Source organism: Pantoea agglomerans NBRC 102470 (genome assembly GCF_001598475.1).
GTDB classification, from domain to species: Bacteria; Pseudomonadota; Gammaproteobacteria; order Enterobacterales; family Enterobacteriaceae; genus Pantoea; species Pantoea agglomerans.
Map to the genome: position 1 here is coordinate 121,116 of NZ_BCZA01000002.1, position 16,134 is coordinate 137,249.

Consider the following 16,134-nt stretch of genomic DNA (forward strand, 5'->3'; position numbering starts at 1 on the left):
TTGTGTTCGCTCAGTTTTTTTCGGGTTCCCTTTTTCAGGATGAAGCCTTAAATAACCAGAACGGGTTGTCTTTCGGGTCAGCCGGTTTGCAAAAAAGAGGTGCGCTATGACGACAATCTTTGACGAAGCCATCAGAGACAGCAAACGACTCAATGACGGACCAGACTGGACATTCGAACTGCTTGATGTCTACTTAGCCGAGATCGACCGGGTGGCTAAACTCTACCGGCTTGATACCTACCCGCACCAAATCGAAGTGATTACCTCTGAACAGATGATGGATGCCTACTCCAGCGTCGGCATGCCAATCAACTATTCACACTGGTCATTCGGCAAAAAGTTTATCGAGACTGAACAGCGTTATAAGCATGGTCAGCAGGGTCTGGCCTATGAGATTGTCATCAACTCTAATCCCTGCATCGCCTACCTGATGGAAGAGAACACCATGACCATGCAGGCGCTGGTGATGGCGCATGCCTGCTATGGCCACAACTCTTTCTTTAAAAATAACTATCTGTTCCGCAGCTGGACGGATGCCGGGTCGATTGTCGATTACCTGTTATTTGCCAAAAACTATATCAGTGACTGCGAAGAGCGCTATGGCGTCGAAGAGGTAGAGCGCTTGCTCGACTCCTGCCATGCCTTAATGAATTATGGCGTCGATCGCTATAAGCGCCCGCAGAAGATCTCTCTGCAGGAGGAGAAGGCGCGGCAGAAAAGCCGTGAAGAGTATCTGCAAAGTCAGGTGAACACGCTTTGGCGAACGCTGCCACGGCGTGAGAAAGAGGCCGTGACCTTTGAAGCCGCGCGCTACCCCTCTGAGCCGCAGGAAAACCTGCTCTATTTTATGGAGAAAAACGCCCCGCTGCTGGAGTCATGGCAGCGTGAGATCCTGCGCATTGTGCGCAAGGTGAGCCAGTATTTCTATCCGCAGAAACAGACCCAGGTAATGAATGAAGGCTGGGCGACATTCTGGCACTACACCATCCTCAATCACCTCTATGATGAAGGCAAAGTGTCGGAACGCTTTATGATGGAGTTCCTGCACAGCCACACCAACGTCGTGTTTCAGCCGCCCTATAACAGTCAGTGGTATAACGGCATCAACCCCTATGCTTTAGGGTTCGCGATGATGCAGGATATCAAGCGTATCTGTCAGTCGCCGACCGAAGAGGATCGCTACTGGTTCCCGGATATCGCCGGTTCCGACTGGCTGGAAACCCTGCATTTTGCGATGCGCGAGTTCAAGGATGAGAGTTTTATCAGCCAGTTCCTGTCGCCGAAAGTCATGCGCGATTTCCGTCTGTTTACCGTATTGGATGATGACCGCAACAACTATCTCGAAATCGCCGCGATCCACGATGAGGCGGGCTACCGGGCAATTCGCCAGCAGCTCTCCGCGCAGTATAACCTGAGTAATCTCGAACCGAATATTCAGGTCTATAACGTCGATCTGCGCGGTGACCGTTCCCTGACCCTGCGTTATGTGCCGCAGAGCCGCACGCCGCTGGATAAGAGCCGTCGCGAGGTGCTGAAGCATGTGCATCGTCTGTGGGGATTTGATGTGATTCTGGAACAGCAGAACGAGGATGGCAGCGTAGAGCTGCTGGATCGTAATCCACCACGCGGTTCATCACTCTGATGGGATAAAAACAAAAAACCGGACGCGATGTCCGGTTTTTTTTCAACGCTTACTGCCGAGATCGTCAGGCAGATTTTTCTGCATACTGTGCCAGATTTCACCGCTGCGGCGGCCGTAGTTGCGCACCACGTCCACAATCTCATCCTGTCCGGGCTCTTTGTCGCACAGTTCCAGCAGTTTGAGATAGAAATCGCGAGCGACCTGACGGGCTTCCGGATTAGAGAAATAGTGGCGGCCAACGCGGGTATAGAGGCCTTTCAGGCCATTCAGAATCAGACCGTAAATCGGGTTACCTGACGCAAACGCCAGACCACGGAACACCCGGTAGTCAAGCTCGGTATAGGCATCAGCCTGATCGGCAGCCGCACTGACCGTTTCCAGCACTTCGCGCGCTTTGTCCGGATGATGGCGCAGCGCACGGCTGATAAAGATCGATGAAATGTTGCTGCGTACCGACAGCAGGTTGTCGATCAGCACCGGAACGCTGTCGTGATCGAGACGGGCCAGCGTTTCCAGAATATTCAGGCCGGACGTCTCCCAGAAATCGTTCACCCGCGTCGGTTTACCGTGCTGAATAGTCAGCCAGCCATCGCGCGCCAGGCGCTGCAGCACTTCACGCAAGGTGGTGCGCGTCACCCCAATCAATTCAGAAAGCTCACGCTCAGCAGGAAGAATCGACCCTGGCGGAAAGCGACTGTTCCAGATGCTTTCAATAATATACTCTTCAGCAAATCCCGCTGGACTCTGAGCCTTTATAACCATAGCAATGTGTTCTCGTTGCTTTTCTAATCATGATGGGCACTCATCATACCAGACGCCCTATAGCGGATATAGCCTGCGTAACCATTAAAACCGGGCGCAGGCGCATATTTCAGCATGGCTGACCGCAGTATCAGCGGCTTCAGGATCACGGGCGGGCTGAACGACTTTCTGCGCTGAAATGGCGCGTGCCACAGCACCGCGGAGTGTCAGCGTACAGCCGCCCTGAAAGCGCTGAACGCTGGCAGCATATAACCCGCGCCTGCCGTTTCGCCTCCTGCCGCATGCGATCACCTCTGTCGCCACTGCGGCTCTCCCCGCTCTTCACTGACCGGCGTTCTGCCGATAAGGTCTGGCTTATCCTCATTTAACCTGCTCTGGATCAGAATCAGGTCATGTTTGCACACGATTTTTCCCTGTCCCTGGCTGGTTTGCAAACGCTTTTGGTTTACACTGCGTGGCATTAACGTTTACAGGGAATGCAATATGTTGCGATATCTGAATCAATGCTCACGTGGTCGCGGAGCCTGGTTACTACTGGCACTGACTGCACTTGCACTGGAATTAACAGCTCTCTTTTTTCAGCACGTAATGGGCCTGAAGCCCTGCGTGATGTGTATTTATGAGCGCAATGCGCTGTTTGGTGTGCTGGGCGCGGGTCTGGTTGGTGCGATTGCGCCAAAATCGCCGTTGCGTCTGGCGGCGCTGGCGTTGTGGATCTACAGTGCCTGGGAAGGTCTGCGTCTCTCTTATGAACATACCATGATTCAGCTGCACCCTAACCCCTTCACCACCTGTGATTTTGCTGCCCGCTTCCCCAGCGGCTTACCGCTGGATAAGTGGCTGCCGTCGGTGTTTCTTGCCAGCGGTGACTGTGCAGAACGCAGCTGGACTTTCCTGACGCTCAGCATGCCGCAGTGGATGATTGTGGTGTTCGCCGGTTATCTGCTGGTCGCGGCGCTGGTGCTGATAGCCCAGCCGCTGAAACCTAAACGCCGCGATCTCTTTGGTCGCTGAGATCAAAAAAGGCTGCCACTGGCATAATGCTGGTCAGTTAAGATTAGAGTTGTAAAGGCTGTCACGGTCAGACGTGGCAGCTTTTTTTCCGGGCGAGCTAGCCGCAGTGCGGGCCAGCGCACCTCTGCTGCTGCCGGGCCGTCCTCGCGCCGCTCACGCGGTACCTTCGGCTTTGACGGCGCGCCGACGAACCGTTCGGGGATCGGCCCTCCCTGGCCGGCCCCGAACTGTCCACGCTTCCCGGCGTGGACTTCTGGCCCACCGTCACGCCTCAGCGCTGCGGATAGCCCTTTCAGCAGCAGAGGCGCTCAGGCCTCCACTCTCGTGCCCTTTTTAACCATTCACACTGAAGTTTCAGAGCAGGCCGGTGCCGGGCAGGAGCAGGCAATCCGCAGCGCTGAACAGAATGAGTCTGCCAGGAGAGCCCGCAGGACGCGGGCGAAAGGCGGGGCGGCACAGGATGTGCCATCCCCGGCGGTCCGTCAGGCAGAGGAATGAAGTGAAGGAACCGCGAAGCGGCGCGAGGACCGCCAGCCCCTGCCCGGGACCAGACTGCGTTATCACCTGTCGCTTAACTGACCAGCATTATGCCACTGGCAGCCTTTTTTCTGTTCCGATTGATAGCGCGGCACTCAGCCGTTGCGATCGGGGCGATCAATGATGTGATCTTCCCAGTCCCGCACTTCACTCTCACGCACCGCAATATACCGCACCGAAATACGCTGCGCATGCATCGCTGTTTTCGAACCGGCCCGCAGCGGATGCCATACGGGTAAATCTTTGCCCTCACCCAGCAGCCGGTAGGCGCAGGTGCGCGGCAGCCAGTTGAAGGTCGTCAGATTTTCGCGCGTTAACTTGATGCAATCCTCTTCAAGCTCGAAGCGGCGCTCATAGTTGCGGCACTGGCAGGTTTTAATATTGAGCTGATCACAGGCGACATTGGTGAAGTAGATCTCATCGGTGTCGGCGTCCTGCAATTTGTTCAGGCAACACTGTCCACAACCATCACACAAGGATTCCCATTCCTCATCGCTCATTTGTGCCAGGCGTTTTTGTTGCCAGAAAGGGGTGTCAGTCATGATGATTTGTCCGGATTGTGCCTAAACCGCACCTTATAAAGCCTATGCGGCGGTGATGCAAGTTTTTAGAGTACGCGCGTGCTGATGCCGTGACCCGCCAGTGAAACTTCCAGCTGATCACCCGAGCGCATCGGGCCTACCCCTTCTGGCGTACCGGTCAGAATCACATCGCCTGCACGCAGCGTAAAGTAGTGGCTCATATGGGCAATCAGCGGCAGGATTTTATGAATCATGTCTTCGGTATTGCCGTGCTGACGCACTTCACCGTTCACCAGCAATTTAAGCTCGACGTTCTGTGGATCGCCACTGAATTCCGTCACCGGGATAAAACCGGAGACAGGACAGGCGTTATCAAAGCCTTTGGATTTTTCCCACGGCTGGCCCGCTTTTTTCAGCCCGGCCTGCAGGTCACGCAGTGTCAGATCCAGCGCCACGCCATAACCTGCAATCGCCTTAGCCACATGCGCATCGGTCGCCTGCTTCAGTGTCGCGCCGATTAGCACCGCCAGTTCAACTTCATGATGGACCTCGCCAAACGCGTCGGGAATAGAGAGCGGCTGACGCAAATCACACAGCGCCGTTTCCGGCTTGATAAAGATCACCGGTTCGGTTGGGGTTGCGCTGCCCATCTCTTTAATGTGCTTTGCATAATTACTCCCGACGCAAACCACTTTGCTGACCGGAAAATCTAACAGAGCGCCTTGCCAGTTACGATGCTGATACATGCTCATCCCCTGTTCAGGTTAGGTGTGATGCCAGCGCTGCTGGCGGGTTGATGTTTGCTCATGCGTTGATCGAAATGCCAACCTCATAGCGTGATAATAAGATCCTTTTAACGGTCCGGGGTGCGTAATTTGTCAGAAAGCGTAAATGCAGGCGTTGAAGTGCTGAATAATCGTACAAATCAGGAGAAAAAATTGAGCAGGGAATTTAAAAAGGGGTGAAACAGATAAGCTGCACCGTTAATTTTGCGCAGCATCAGGGCAATATTATCCTGCCAGGATCGCACCGACAGGATTTATATTTACAGAAGAATCCGAGTTAAAGTTTTTTATCGGCCTGTAAATGAATGTTGAGGAGACTTTCAATCGGCGGAGGGAGCTGTAAATAATAGCCCTGCTCGCTTAATCCCTGCTTAACTTTATTGATATCCGCATTAGCCAGCCTGTCCCGCCCCGCCAGCTTAAGCACCATCGCCAGCTGCGGCTTGCCAAAGCCTTTCAGCAATTCTTCCGGAACGCGCGAGAAATCGTCCTTTTTTTCAACATAGAGATAAGTCTGGTCACGTAACGGGCTTCTGTAGATCACACAAAACATATTTTTTACTCGAATTAACCGGCGTTGAGGCTTGTCTGAATATAGCTGTAACTATAACATGCTTGCAGAACTTCGAATATTCACCGTTAGCGCTTCCACGATGATTTTATCATCGCCAGGCTTTCGGTAGTGAAAACAGGACTGAGTCGGGACAGATGTCGCAAACGCCAATCGAATTCAAAGGTAGCAGTTTCACCCTGTCTGTCGTCCATTTGCATCACCATGACCCTGCGGTGATTCGCAAGGCACTCCAGGACAAGATTGACCAGGCTCCAGATTTCCTGAAAAACGCGCCGGTGGTACTTAACGTCTCGACATTAAGTGCCGATGTTAACTGGAAACTGTTGCAACAGGCGGTTCTCGCCACCGGTTTACGCATTGTCGGCGTAAGCGGCTGCAAAGATGAAGCGCTGAAACGTATGATCGCCCGTGCCGGCCTGCCCGTGCTGGCAGAAGGTAAAGAGGCCAGACCGCAAGCCGCCGCGCCGCAGCCGATACCAGAACCTCTGCCGGCTGTAACCGAAACGGTAGCAACGAAAACCCGCATCGTGAACACCCCGGTGCGCTCGGGCCAGCAGATTTATGCGCGTGATGCCGATTTGATCATCACCAGCAGCGTCAGCGCCGGCGCTGAACTGGTCGCCGATGGCAATATTCACATTTACGGCATGATGCGCGGTCGCGCCCTGGCGGGTGCCAGCGGTGACCGCAACTGCCAGATTTTTTGTACCAACCTGGCTGCCGAGCTGGTCTCGATTGCCGGAGAGTACTGGATCATGGATCAGATCCCGCAAGAATTTTTTGGTAAAGCTGCGCGCCTGTGCCTGCAGGATGGCGCGCTGACTATCCAGACACTTAATTAGGCCCCTTTTCTTTTGTTAAGGAAATCAACATTTATGGCACGCATTATTGTAGTTACATCCGGTAAAGGGGGCGTTGGTAAGACCACGTCAAGCGCGGCCATCGCCACCGGTTTAGCGCAGAAAGGCAAAAAGACAGTTGTGATCGATTTTGATATCGGTCTGCGTAACCTGGATTTGATCATGGGCTGTGAGCGCCGTGTGGTCTACGACTTTGTTAATGTAATCCAGGGCGATGCCACACTGAACCAGGCGCTGATTCGCGACAAACGCACGGAGCAGCTCTACATTCTGCCTGCGTCGCAGACCCGTGATAAAGATGCGCTGACCCGTGAGGGTGTTGAAAAAGTTCTGAACGATTTGGCTAAGATGGAGTTCGATTTCATCGTCTGTGACTCACCGGCAGGGATTGAAACGGGCGCACTGATGGCGCTCTACTTTGCCGATGAAGCCATTATTACCACCAACCCGGAAGTCTCTTCTGTCCGCGACTCCGACCGCATTCTCGGCATCATCTCATCGAAATCCCGTCGCGCTGAAAACAGTCAGGACCCGGTGAAGGAGCATTTGCTGCTGACCCGCTATAACCCTGGCCGGGTGAACCGTGGCGATATGCTGAGCATGGAAGATGTGCTGGAGATCCTGCGCATTCCTCTGGTCGGCGTGATCCCTGAAGATCAATCGGTGTTACGTGCCTCTAACCAGGGCGAACCGGTGATTCTTGACGGCGAATCTGATGCTGGCAAAGCCTATGCCGATACCGTTGAACGGTTGCTCGGTGAAGTACGCCCCTTCCGCTTTATCGAAGAAGAGAAGAAGGGTTTCCTGAAACGCCTGTTCGGGGGATAAACCATGGCATTACTTGATTTCTTTTTATCCCGGAAGAAGAACACTGCCAACATAGCCAAGGAAAGGCTGCAGATTATCGTGGCAGAACGGAGAAGGGGCGACAGTGAGCCCCACTATCTTCCGCAACTTAAGCGCGACATTCTGGAAGTGATTTGCAGATATGTGAAGATCGATCCAGAAATGGTAACGGTGCAGCTCGACCAGAAAGGTGATGATATCTCGATTCTGGAGCTGAACGTGACGCTGCCGGAAACGGATGAAGTGACTAAATGACGCTGACCGTTTGCTGAATTTCCCCTGCGCTCTGGCAGGGGAAATTTAACCGGTTAACAACCCGCCAGAATCTCCTCAATGCCGGGTTTCAGCAGTTCGCCCCGCCATCCGGTGAGTAACTCCGGCTGACGTCCCTGTGGCTTCAGGCCCCAGTGCTGACTTAATACCTGATTAATCTGACGTCGTGACGCCAGCAGCTCCTGACTGAATCCACTCTGCTCACTCACCTGCTGCACCAGCGCTTTCATCGCTTTAAACACTGGCTTGTAGTGCGGATGGTCAATCAGATTGCCCAGCGGAGCCGGCAGTTCGCTCTCATCCAGCGCCTCAGCTTCTGCCACCAGCGCCACCAGCGCTTTGCCGTGGAAACGAATTTCGTGGCCTGACAGCCCCAGATGATCCAGCTCGCCCAGCGAGCCGGGCATAAAGCGCGCCACTTTCCACAGGTGCTCTTCGCGCACCACAAAGTTAACGGCCATATCTTTTTCACGCGCCAGCTTCAGACGCCAGGCCGCCAGTCGCTGTAACGCCGCCAGCTGACGCGGGCGCAACTGCCAGGCATTGGTAATATCCCGCCAGGCTTCATCCGGCAACAGGCTATCCAGACGACGCTGACACAGGTTATCGCACTCACTGAGTGCCGCCGACATATTGCCGGCCTCTTCCGTATTGATCATCAGCTGACGCGCAATTGGCAACAGATAGTGAACGTCCGCCGCCGCATACTCGCACTGACGCTGGGTCAGAGGGCGCGCCAGCCAGTCCGTGCGTGATTCACTTTTATCGAGTTCGACCTGAGTGAAATGTGCCACCATTGAGGCAAAACCCCAGGAGAGCGGCTGGCCAGAAAAGGCAGCCAGAATCTGGGTATCGATCATGGGCGTCGGCAGCACGCCGAAACGGTGCAGGAAGACTTCCAGATCTTCACCCCCGGCATGCAGGAATTTGGTGACGCGGGTGTCGGTCAGCAAGGCAATAAAGGGTGACCAGTCACGGATATTCAGCGGGTCAATCAGCACCAGTTGCTGATCGTCGAACAGCTGGATCAGGCCAAGCTGAGGGTAGTAAGTGCGGGTGCGGACAAATTCGGTATCCAGGGCCACCGCCGCGTGCTGGCGCGCTTTCTGACACACGTCTGCCAGTTGATCATCCTGGTCGATAAGGGAATAGTTCACGTCTGATTTCCACCGCAGCCAACAACGCGCGGCGCTCCATGTTAAAAACAATAAAAACGCCGGACATGCCGGCGTTCAACCTCAATTTCTGCCCGGATTCAGCTCGCGCCGGGTTTCGCCTCGTCGCGCAGCTCACGCCGCAGGATCTTGCCGACGTTGGTTTTAGGCAACTCATCACGAAACTCAATGATTTTCGGCACCTTGTAACCGGTCAGCTGACGGCGACAGTGATCGAGCACCTCTTCTTTGGTGAGCGATGCATCTTTTTTCACGATGCAGACTTTTACCGCTTCGCCAGAAAGATCGCTGGGCACACCGATAGCCGCGGCTTCACGCACTTTAGGATGCTGCATCAGCACGTCTTCGATTTCATTCGGATAGACATTAAAACCTGATACCAGAATCATATCTTTTTTGCGGTCAACGATGCGAATAAAGCCTTCCTGGTCAACGGTAACAATATCACCGCTGTGGAGCCAGCCATTTTTCAGCACTTCCGCTGTCGCTTCCGGATGCTGCCAGTAGCCCAGCATCACCTGCGGGCCGCTGATGCAAAGTTCGCCCGGTTCACCCGGAGGAACTTCATTGCCGTCGTCATCCAGAATCAGCACATCGGTCGAGGGCACCGGCAGACCGATACTGCCGGTATGACAGCTGATGTCATAGGGATTGACCGACACCAGCGGAGAACACTCTGTCAGGCCATAGCCTTCCAGCAGATAGTGTCCGGTCAGTTTTTCCCAGCGCTCGGCCACCACTTTCTGCACAGCCATTCCGCCACCGGCGGAAAGACGCAGCGTTGAAAAATCGAGTTTATTAAACTGCTCATCGTTGAGTAGCGCGTTAAACAGCGTATTCACGCCAGTAATGGCGGTAAACGGAAATTTCCCCAGCTCTTTAACAAAGCCGGGAATATCGCGCGGATTGGTGATCAACAGATTCTGACCGCCCAGCTCCAGGAACAGCAGGCCATTCACCGTTAAGGCGAAGATGTGATAAAGCGGCAGCGCGGTGACAACACACTCTTTACCGTCGCGCAGCACTTTGCCGTAGGTCGCGCGGGTCTGCTCAAGATTCGCCTGCATGTTGCGATGGGTCAGCATCGCCCCTTTGGCCACGCCAGTGGTGCCACCGGTATATTGCAGGAAGGCGAGATCGTTATTGGAGACCGTCGGGCGTTGATAATTGAGCGTTTCGCCGACTTCCAGTACGTGGCGAAATGAGATTGCCCCCGGCAGATGGTATTTGGGCACCAGCTTCTTCACATACTTAACGACAAAGTTAACCAGCGTCGCTTTTATTGGCGCCAGCTGATCGCCCATCCGGGTCAGGATGACGTGCCGCACAGCGGTTTTCGCCACCACTTTTTCCAGCGTGTGCGCAAAATTCGAGACAATGACAATCGCACTGGCCCCACTGTCATTGAGCTGATGCTGCAGTTCGCGCGGCGTATAGAGCGGATTCACATTGACCACCACCATACCCGCACGCAGCACACCAAACAGGGCCACCGGATACTGCAGTAAATTCGGCATCATCAGTGCCACACGGTCACCCGCTTTCAGGCCCAGCTGTTGCTGAAGATAGGCGGCAAAAGCGCGGCTCTTCTCTTCCAGCTGACGATAACTCATCTTCTGACCCATGTTCAGGAACGCGGGTTGATCGGCGTAGCGTTTTGCGGCCTGCTCAAACAGATCCACCAGCGAGGTATAACGATCTGCACTTATTTCGGCAGGCACATCTGCCGGGTAGCGTTTCAGCCAAACCTTATTCAAGGATCCACCCCGATAATTATGTTGTATTTCCATCGCTGCCTCAGCCAATCTGGTTTGTTAACAATATTTTAACTGATTGTACCAGTTTGCCTGTTTTGGCATGTTGAGGTTGCGAAGTGCATCACTAAATTTCGTGCTGATAAAACAGGCAAATAAAAAGCCCGGCAGCGAGCACCGCGACCGGGCTGATACTTAAATGTTTTTTGCACTTACTCAGTCAGGATGGTCTGCACCTCTGCCGGCCCACTGTTCATCATTCCCCAGTAGGGATTCGGGCCCCAGTATCCGCCGCGATGGCGGGTCGGACCATACCAGATCCAGGGATCCATCGGCTGGGGTGGTGCTGTCACCTGCTGGGTAAGTCGCCAGCGCTGATAACCGCGCACATCGATGACCGCAAATTTGTAATCTGCCTCGCCAATTTTGCCCTGCTCCGTCCCCTTCAGGGTACCCAGCACCGTCACATACTGATTTCTGACATCCACCGGATCAACAAAACCTCGGATATCGGCATAAATCCGACCGACCGAGGCCGCACCCAGACGTGGTCTGGCGCTATCATCCAGAGGCTGTGCAGCAATCTCAAGCCGGGTTTTGCCGTTCAGGTTAGTGACATTCACTACCTTGCCGCCAAAGCGCGATTCCTGCCCGACAAAGAGCGAAGGATTGCTCATGACCCGCAACAGATCCTGCTGCGGCTGAGGTGAGCTGCCCTGCAGCGTGTCAGGAATTGAGACACAACCGGTTAACGCCAGCACACAGGTCAGCAGCAGACCTGAAAGCCCTTTACCACACATTGACGACATAGACGTTCTCCCGTTAGGTAAAGAGTTAGACTGGACGCATAACAATAAGTTGCGTGCATTTTACCGGCCAGGTAATTTTTTCCAGGCGACTTCATTACGCAGATAAGTGGGCTCCGCTGTTTCCGGCAGCAGCGTCTTCCCCTGCGCCAGCGCAAGGGTCGCCAGCGGCAGCATATCTTCTGCAGCGGGCAGCGTAACGTCACTGGCTTTCAGGGTAAGTTCGTGTCCCTGCTGCAGGGCAGGATAAGCCTGCCAGCCGGTGCCTGCGGTCATCCATTCGCCAGAGAGCGCCTGCATCCGGGCCAGTGCCGCTTCGGGCGACAGCACGCTTTCGCTGGCCTCACCCTGCCAGGCACCCTGTTCATCACGCTGATATTCGGCCCAGTAGACCTCGCCCATCCGCGCATCAATAGCGGTTAATACGCGGGTAGCACCGTGCAGACGCCACGCGCCTTCCGCCAGCATGGCCAGCGTGGAAACCGCGATCATCGGCAGTGAAGCGCCCAGTGCCAGTCCCTGCGCAATACCAATGCCAATACGCACGCCGGTAAAACTGCCAGGGCCGCGACCAAAGGCGAGCGCGTCCAGGTCGGTCAGTTCCAGCTGCTGTGCCAGCAGTAGCTCTTCGATCAGCGGTAAAATACGCTGGGTGTGATCGCGCGGGGCAATTTCGAATCGGGCATCAATCTGTTGCTGATTCAGCAAGGCGGCTGAACAGGCTTCTGTCGCCGTATCCAGCGCTAAAATTCGGGCTGACATGACTACCTCAGAAGAAAGAAAACGGCGCGCATCTTAGCATAAAATTACGCGTCTGGTTCGGGTTGCTGGCGGATAAAGGCGATGGCGCGGGCAATGTCCCGGGTGCGCGGCGTCGGTGGCAGGCTATTGAGAAACAGCGCGCCATAAGGACGAGAAACCAGACGCTGATCGCAAATGACCAGTACGCCACGATCGTCGGTATCGCGGATTAAACGTCCCACGCCCTGCTTCAGGGTGATCACCGCATCCGGCAGTTGCACATCCGTAAAGGGATCGCCGCCACGAATCCGGCAATCTTCCATTCTGGCTTTCAACAGCGGATCTTCCGGTGAGGTGAACGGCAGTTTATCGATGATCACCAGCGACAGCGCATCACCCCGCACATCCACGCCTTCCCAGAAACTGCTGGTCGCCACCAGCAGGGCATTGCCCTTATCGATGAACTGTTTCAGCAACTGACCCTTGCTGGTTTCACCCTGCACCAGCACGGGCAGCGTCATTGAGGCGCGAAATTCTGCGGCCAGCTCACGCATCATCAGGTGCGACGTGCAGAGAAAGAAACAGCGGCCTTTATTGGCATCAATCAGCGGCTTCATCATTGCGGCCAGCTGGCGTGCACCACCCGGACGGTTAGGCTCAGGCAGATTGCGCGGAACGCAGAGCAGCGCCTGCTTCGCAAAATCGAACGGGCTGTTCAGAATCAGGCTTTTTGCTGCATTCACACCCAGCCGTTCGGCGAAGTGTGCCATTTTCTCATCCACCGCCAGGGTGGCTGAGGTGAAGATCCAGGCAGCCTTACGATTATCCATTACTTCACGGAAGCGTTCTGCCACCGAGAGCGGCGTCAGCGCCAGGATAAAGTGACGTGAGGTACATTCATACCAGTAGCTGTAGCCCGGCTCGTTAATCGCCCGCAGCCGTTTTAACCGGCCACGGTAGAGCGCGGCCCGCTCGAAGGCGGCATCCAGCAGGGCTGAACGGCCCAGTGAGAGTTTGATAACGTCGTAACAGAGCTCAAGCGCATCATCCAGCAGCGTAAACATCCGCAGGATGTTCTTATCGCTCAGCAGTTCACGCAGGTTACCGCGATAGCCGGGATCGCCTAATGACAGGCGAAAATCCTGCGCGCACTGCGCCAGGCGGTCAGCGGATTTCTGCAGCTGCTGAGCATCACGCACCTCGGTGCGGTAGGCGGTAATAATATCTTTGGCGAGATCGAGTAACTGGCGGCTGGAGAGCTGCTGACCAAAATACTGACTGGCGATATCGGGCAGCTGATGGGCTTCATCGAAGATCATCACATCAGCTTCGGGAATAAGTTCGCCAAAGCCGCCCTCTTTCACCACCAGATCGGCAAGAAAGAGATGGTGGTTCACGACCACCACATCGGCGTCCATAGCGCGCTTACGCGCTTTGACCACAAAGCACTCTTTATAGCGAGGGCAGTCAGTGCCGAGGCAGTTATCGTTGGTGCTGGTGACCAGCGGCCAGACCGGGCTGTCTTCGGTCACGCCCGCACAGCTGCTGATGTCGCCATCTTCCGTCTGCGATGACCAGCTGCGCAGCGTCACCAGATCGGTCAGCCCCTGCGCGGTGAGATCGCCGCCCGCCATCGATTGCTGTTCCATGCGTTCCAGGCAAAGGTAGTTCGAGCGTCCTTTCAGCAAAGCCGTTTTACCTTTGAAATCCAGCGCCTTGATCATCGTAGGCAGATCGCGGCCATAGAGCTGATCCTGCAGCGCCTTGGATCCGGTGGAGACAATGACTTTTTTACCGGCCCGCAGAGCGGGAGCCAGGTAGGCATAAGTTTTTCCGGTGCCGGTACCGGCCTCGACCACCAGTTCACCCTGCTGTTTTACGGCTTCAGATACCGCCTGCGCCATCTCACGCTGTGCTTCACGCGGCTTAAAGCCTGCGATCGCCAGCGCCAGCGCGCCATCCACTGCAAAATCGTCTGCCACATACCCTCACTAAGAACGGCAAAAACACTGTAATTATGTCAGTATTGGATCAACAAAGCAAAATTGATAATTATCAATAGTTTATCTATTTTTAGCCGTTGGGAGTGTGGCAACCAGTGTCTCAGGATCGCGTCTGAAAGATGGGGAAAAAGGCGGCACGTGGCCGCCTGAAGAGAAGCGCTCGCAGCACCGGGATTCCTGATGGAAAAGTTGCACCGCGAAAGGCAGCAGAAATCGCTGTGACTACTCTACAATCATGCGCCCATTGAGATGCTGCAACGGACGATTATTGGTGGTTTTCAGCGCCTGTTTAAAGGCGTCGAGCTGCGCCTGAGAGAGCGAAACCGGCTGTTTCAGCACCAGCCAGCGAATCCCTTCGCTGCAGGGTGGCGTCGTCAGGGAGCCGCTGAAACGATAATAGTGCAGATCTTCCGGGAAGAGATCGCGTAAATTTACCTGGCGATTAATGGTTACCTGCTGGTTTTCCTGTTTCGGCATAGCGTCGATCAACGGTGCCAGCGCCGGATTCTCTTCACCGACCTTAAACATCACCGCGACCACGGCCAGATCGCCATCCTCTTTGCTGTGTACAAAGTGGGCTTCAAGGGGAAAGGTGTGCCCATTGATCTGGTTCTCACTCGGCGTATGGAAGTGATACTGACGCAGCGTGAACTTTTCACTATCCAGTACAAAATCATCTTCTTCATCAACGGTCACCTGAATCGTGTGGCCATTGTTAATCACCTTCTCAGCCGACGTATGGTAGGCCAGATCGAGTGCCTGTAAATGCCCCTCAATCGGATCTTTAATATTGATTGGCGACTGGGACTTACCTTCGTGACAGATGTGGAAGTCGCTGGTCAGTTCGCTCCAGTGTTCCGGGCCAGCTTTGCCTTCGTACGTCCAGTGCGGTTCCGCCGCACCGGCTACGTTGAGGGTAGAAAGCGCCACAACCAGACTTAACATTTTTGGTAATTTCATTTTTATCCCTGCTTTATAAGCTTATTTGCGGCAGGGATACTATTCCGCTGACTACTGAATCAGCAAGGTGACAAAATGCGTTAAATCAAAATCAGAACGAATAAAGAGTTTATAATTACAATCAATGTTAATTTAATTAACAAACATCACGATGTGACGTTTTTAAGCACTTCAGTAAAGGGTTGATATCAATCTCTCTGAATAAAAGAGTTTCATTATTCTGTATTTATCATTTTGATCGTCGAAACGAGCCGGGAGGGAAATTTTGCACTAAATTCAGGCGACGTAAGAAACCGCAAAACTGCACGCAGGCGGTTTTGCGGTGCAACGCGATAACGCGTCATAAAAGATTATGCAGGTGACGCTAGACATCCTTTTCTAATGGTTCCTCTTCTTCATCTTCTTCCTCATCTTCAGGATAAATCTCAGCGTCATCGGGCAGCGGCTCATCGTAATCAGGGCGTTCAGACATAATTTCCTCCGGTGTCAGATAGCAATTTTGCTATGCCCTTTGAGTGTAGCTTACTCCTGCCATCTGTTTTGCAAGGCTCGCAAAAGATATCAGAAATGCGGGCGCTGCCGCAGACTCTGCTTCGCCACTGCGTGAAACAGCCTTGCGTCACAGCCGGTGCTGATAGCGTACCGGTTAATCGGATGCCCATTCGCCTCCCCCAGCCGCGTTATCATTGACGTCAGTCTGATAGCGGGTTTAATAATTCGCCGCTGAAAAAACTCTGTTTTCAAAAAAACCTCTTACTCGTTTAATGAATAAAAGGCCGGAACTTAACTGCCTATAATACAGGGACACGAAAAGTTAATGATGCGATTCAAAGCACAATTATGCACAAAGAAAGGTAACATTAAATAAAAACTCAACAGGA

Annotated in this window: 15 protein-coding genes; 5 read left to right on the top strand and 10 right to left on the bottom strand. The window is 54.1% G+C overall.

Annotated elements, in window-relative coordinates:
* Positions 1-106 precede the first annotated feature (106 nt).
* Positions 107-1,642 (top strand): SpoVR family protein, encoded by a 1,536-nt coding sequence (locus PAG01S_RS04160; protein WP_022625556.1) that lies wholly within the window; start codon positions 107-109, stop codon positions 1,640-1,642.
* 42 nt (positions 1,643-1,684) lie between these two features.
* On the opposite strand, the gene fadR is transcribed toward PAG01S_RS04160, so the two are convergent.
* Positions 1,685-2,404, bottom strand: coding sequence for a fatty acid metabolism transcriptional regulator FadR (gene fadR, locus PAG01S_RS04165; protein ID WP_010670276.1), 720 nt, complete (start codon positions 2,402-2,404; stop codon positions 1,685-1,687).
* Between the two features lie 483 nt (positions 2,405-2,887).
* Here fadR and dsbB point away from each other — a divergent pair, with 483 nt between their 5' ends.
* Positions 2,888-3,418, top strand: a complete 531-nt coding sequence (gene dsbB / locus PAG01S_RS04170; RefSeq protein ID WP_010260580.1) for a disulfide bond formation protein DsbB — start codon at positions 2,888-2,890, stop codon at positions 3,416-3,418.
* Positions 3,419-4,050: 632 nt separating this feature from the next.
* Here dsbB and ycgN read toward each other — a convergent pair.
* The 3 genes from ycgN to PAG01S_RS04185 form a co-directional block, all read right to left on the bottom strand.
* Positions 4,051-4,497 (bottom strand): cysteine cluster protein YcgN, encoded by a 447-nt coding sequence (ycgN, locus tag PAG01S_RS04175; protein ID WP_010260578.1) that lies wholly within the window; start codon positions 4,495-4,497, stop codon positions 4,051-4,053.
* Between the two features lie 65 nt (positions 4,498-4,562).
* Entirely contained in the window at positions 4,563-5,222 is a 660-nt protein-coding gene (locus tag PAG01S_RS04180; protein ID WP_010260576.1) for a fumarylacetoacetate hydrolase family protein, read from the bottom strand.
* Between the two features lie 316 nt (positions 5,223-5,538).
* Positions 5,539-5,814 (bottom strand): YcgL domain-containing protein, encoded by a 276-nt coding sequence (locus PAG01S_RS04185; RefSeq protein WP_010260572.1) that lies wholly within the window; start codon positions 5,812-5,814, stop codon positions 5,539-5,541.
* A gap of 155 nt (positions 5,815-5,969) precedes the next feature.
* Here PAG01S_RS04185 and minC point away from each other — a divergent pair, with 155 nt between their 5' ends.
* Genes minC through minE form a run of 3 tightly spaced genes read left to right on the top strand, consistent with a single transcriptional unit; the run spans position 5,970 to position 7,796 of the window.
* Positions 5,970-6,677, top strand: a complete 708-nt coding sequence (gene minC, locus PAG01S_RS04190) for a septum site-determining protein MinC (protein WP_010260571.1) — start codon at positions 5,970-5,972, stop codon at positions 6,675-6,677.
* Positions 6,678-6,710: 33 nt separating this feature from the next.
* Positions 6,711-7,523: a septum site-determining protein MinD gene (gene minD, locus PAG01S_RS04195; RefSeq protein ID WP_010260569.1), complete on the top strand. Its 813-nt coding sequence runs from the start codon at positions 6,711-6,713 to the stop codon at positions 7,521-7,523.
* Positions 7,524-7,526: 3 nt separating this feature from the next.
* On the top strand, positions 7,527-7,796 hold the full coding sequence (minE, locus tag PAG01S_RS04200; protein WP_008925314.1) for a cell division topological specificity factor MinE: 270 nt from the start codon (positions 7,527-7,529) through the stop codon (positions 7,794-7,796).
* 53 nt (positions 7,797-7,849) lie between these two features.
* Here the strand turns inward: minE and rnd are convergent, their stop codons facing one another.
* From rnd to PAG01S_RS04230, 6 genes are all read right to left on the bottom strand, one after another.
* Positions 7,850-8,971: a ribonuclease D gene (rnd, locus tag PAG01S_RS04205; protein WP_062757786.1), complete on the bottom strand. Its 1,122-nt coding sequence runs from the start codon at positions 8,969-8,971 to the stop codon at positions 7,850-7,852.
* 98 nt (positions 8,972-9,069) lie between these two features.
* On the bottom strand, positions 9,070-10,746 hold the full coding sequence (fadD, locus tag PAG01S_RS04210; RefSeq protein ID WP_140417628.1) for a long-chain-fatty-acid--CoA ligase FadD: 1,677 nt from the start codon (positions 10,744-10,746) through the stop codon (positions 9,070-9,072).
* 209 nt (positions 10,747-10,955) lie between these two features.
* Complete coding sequence (locus tag PAG01S_RS04215) at positions 10,956-11,552, bottom strand: Slp family lipoprotein (RefSeq protein WP_010260563.1); 597 nt, start codon at positions 11,550-11,552, stop codon at positions 10,956-10,958.
* Positions 11,553-11,612: 60 nt separating this feature from the next.
* Complete coding sequence (gene tsaB, locus PAG01S_RS04220; protein ID WP_062757790.1) at positions 11,613-12,311, bottom strand: tRNA (adenosine(37)-N6)-threonylcarbamoyltransferase complex dimerization subunit type 1 TsaB; 699 nt, start codon at positions 12,309-12,311, stop codon at positions 11,613-11,615.
* Between the two features lie 44 nt (positions 12,312-12,355).
* Positions 12,356-14,272: a DNA repair helicase YoaA gene (gene yoaA, locus PAG01S_RS04225; RefSeq protein WP_062757792.1), complete on the bottom strand. Its 1,917-nt coding sequence runs from the start codon at positions 14,270-14,272 to the stop codon at positions 12,356-12,358.
* 243 nt (positions 14,273-14,515) lie between these two features.
* Positions 14,516-15,253 (bottom strand): carbonic anhydrase, encoded by a 738-nt coding sequence (locus tag PAG01S_RS04230; protein WP_022625550.1) that lies wholly within the window; start codon positions 15,251-15,253, stop codon positions 14,516-14,518.
* Positions 15,254-16,134 lie beyond the last annotated feature (881 nt).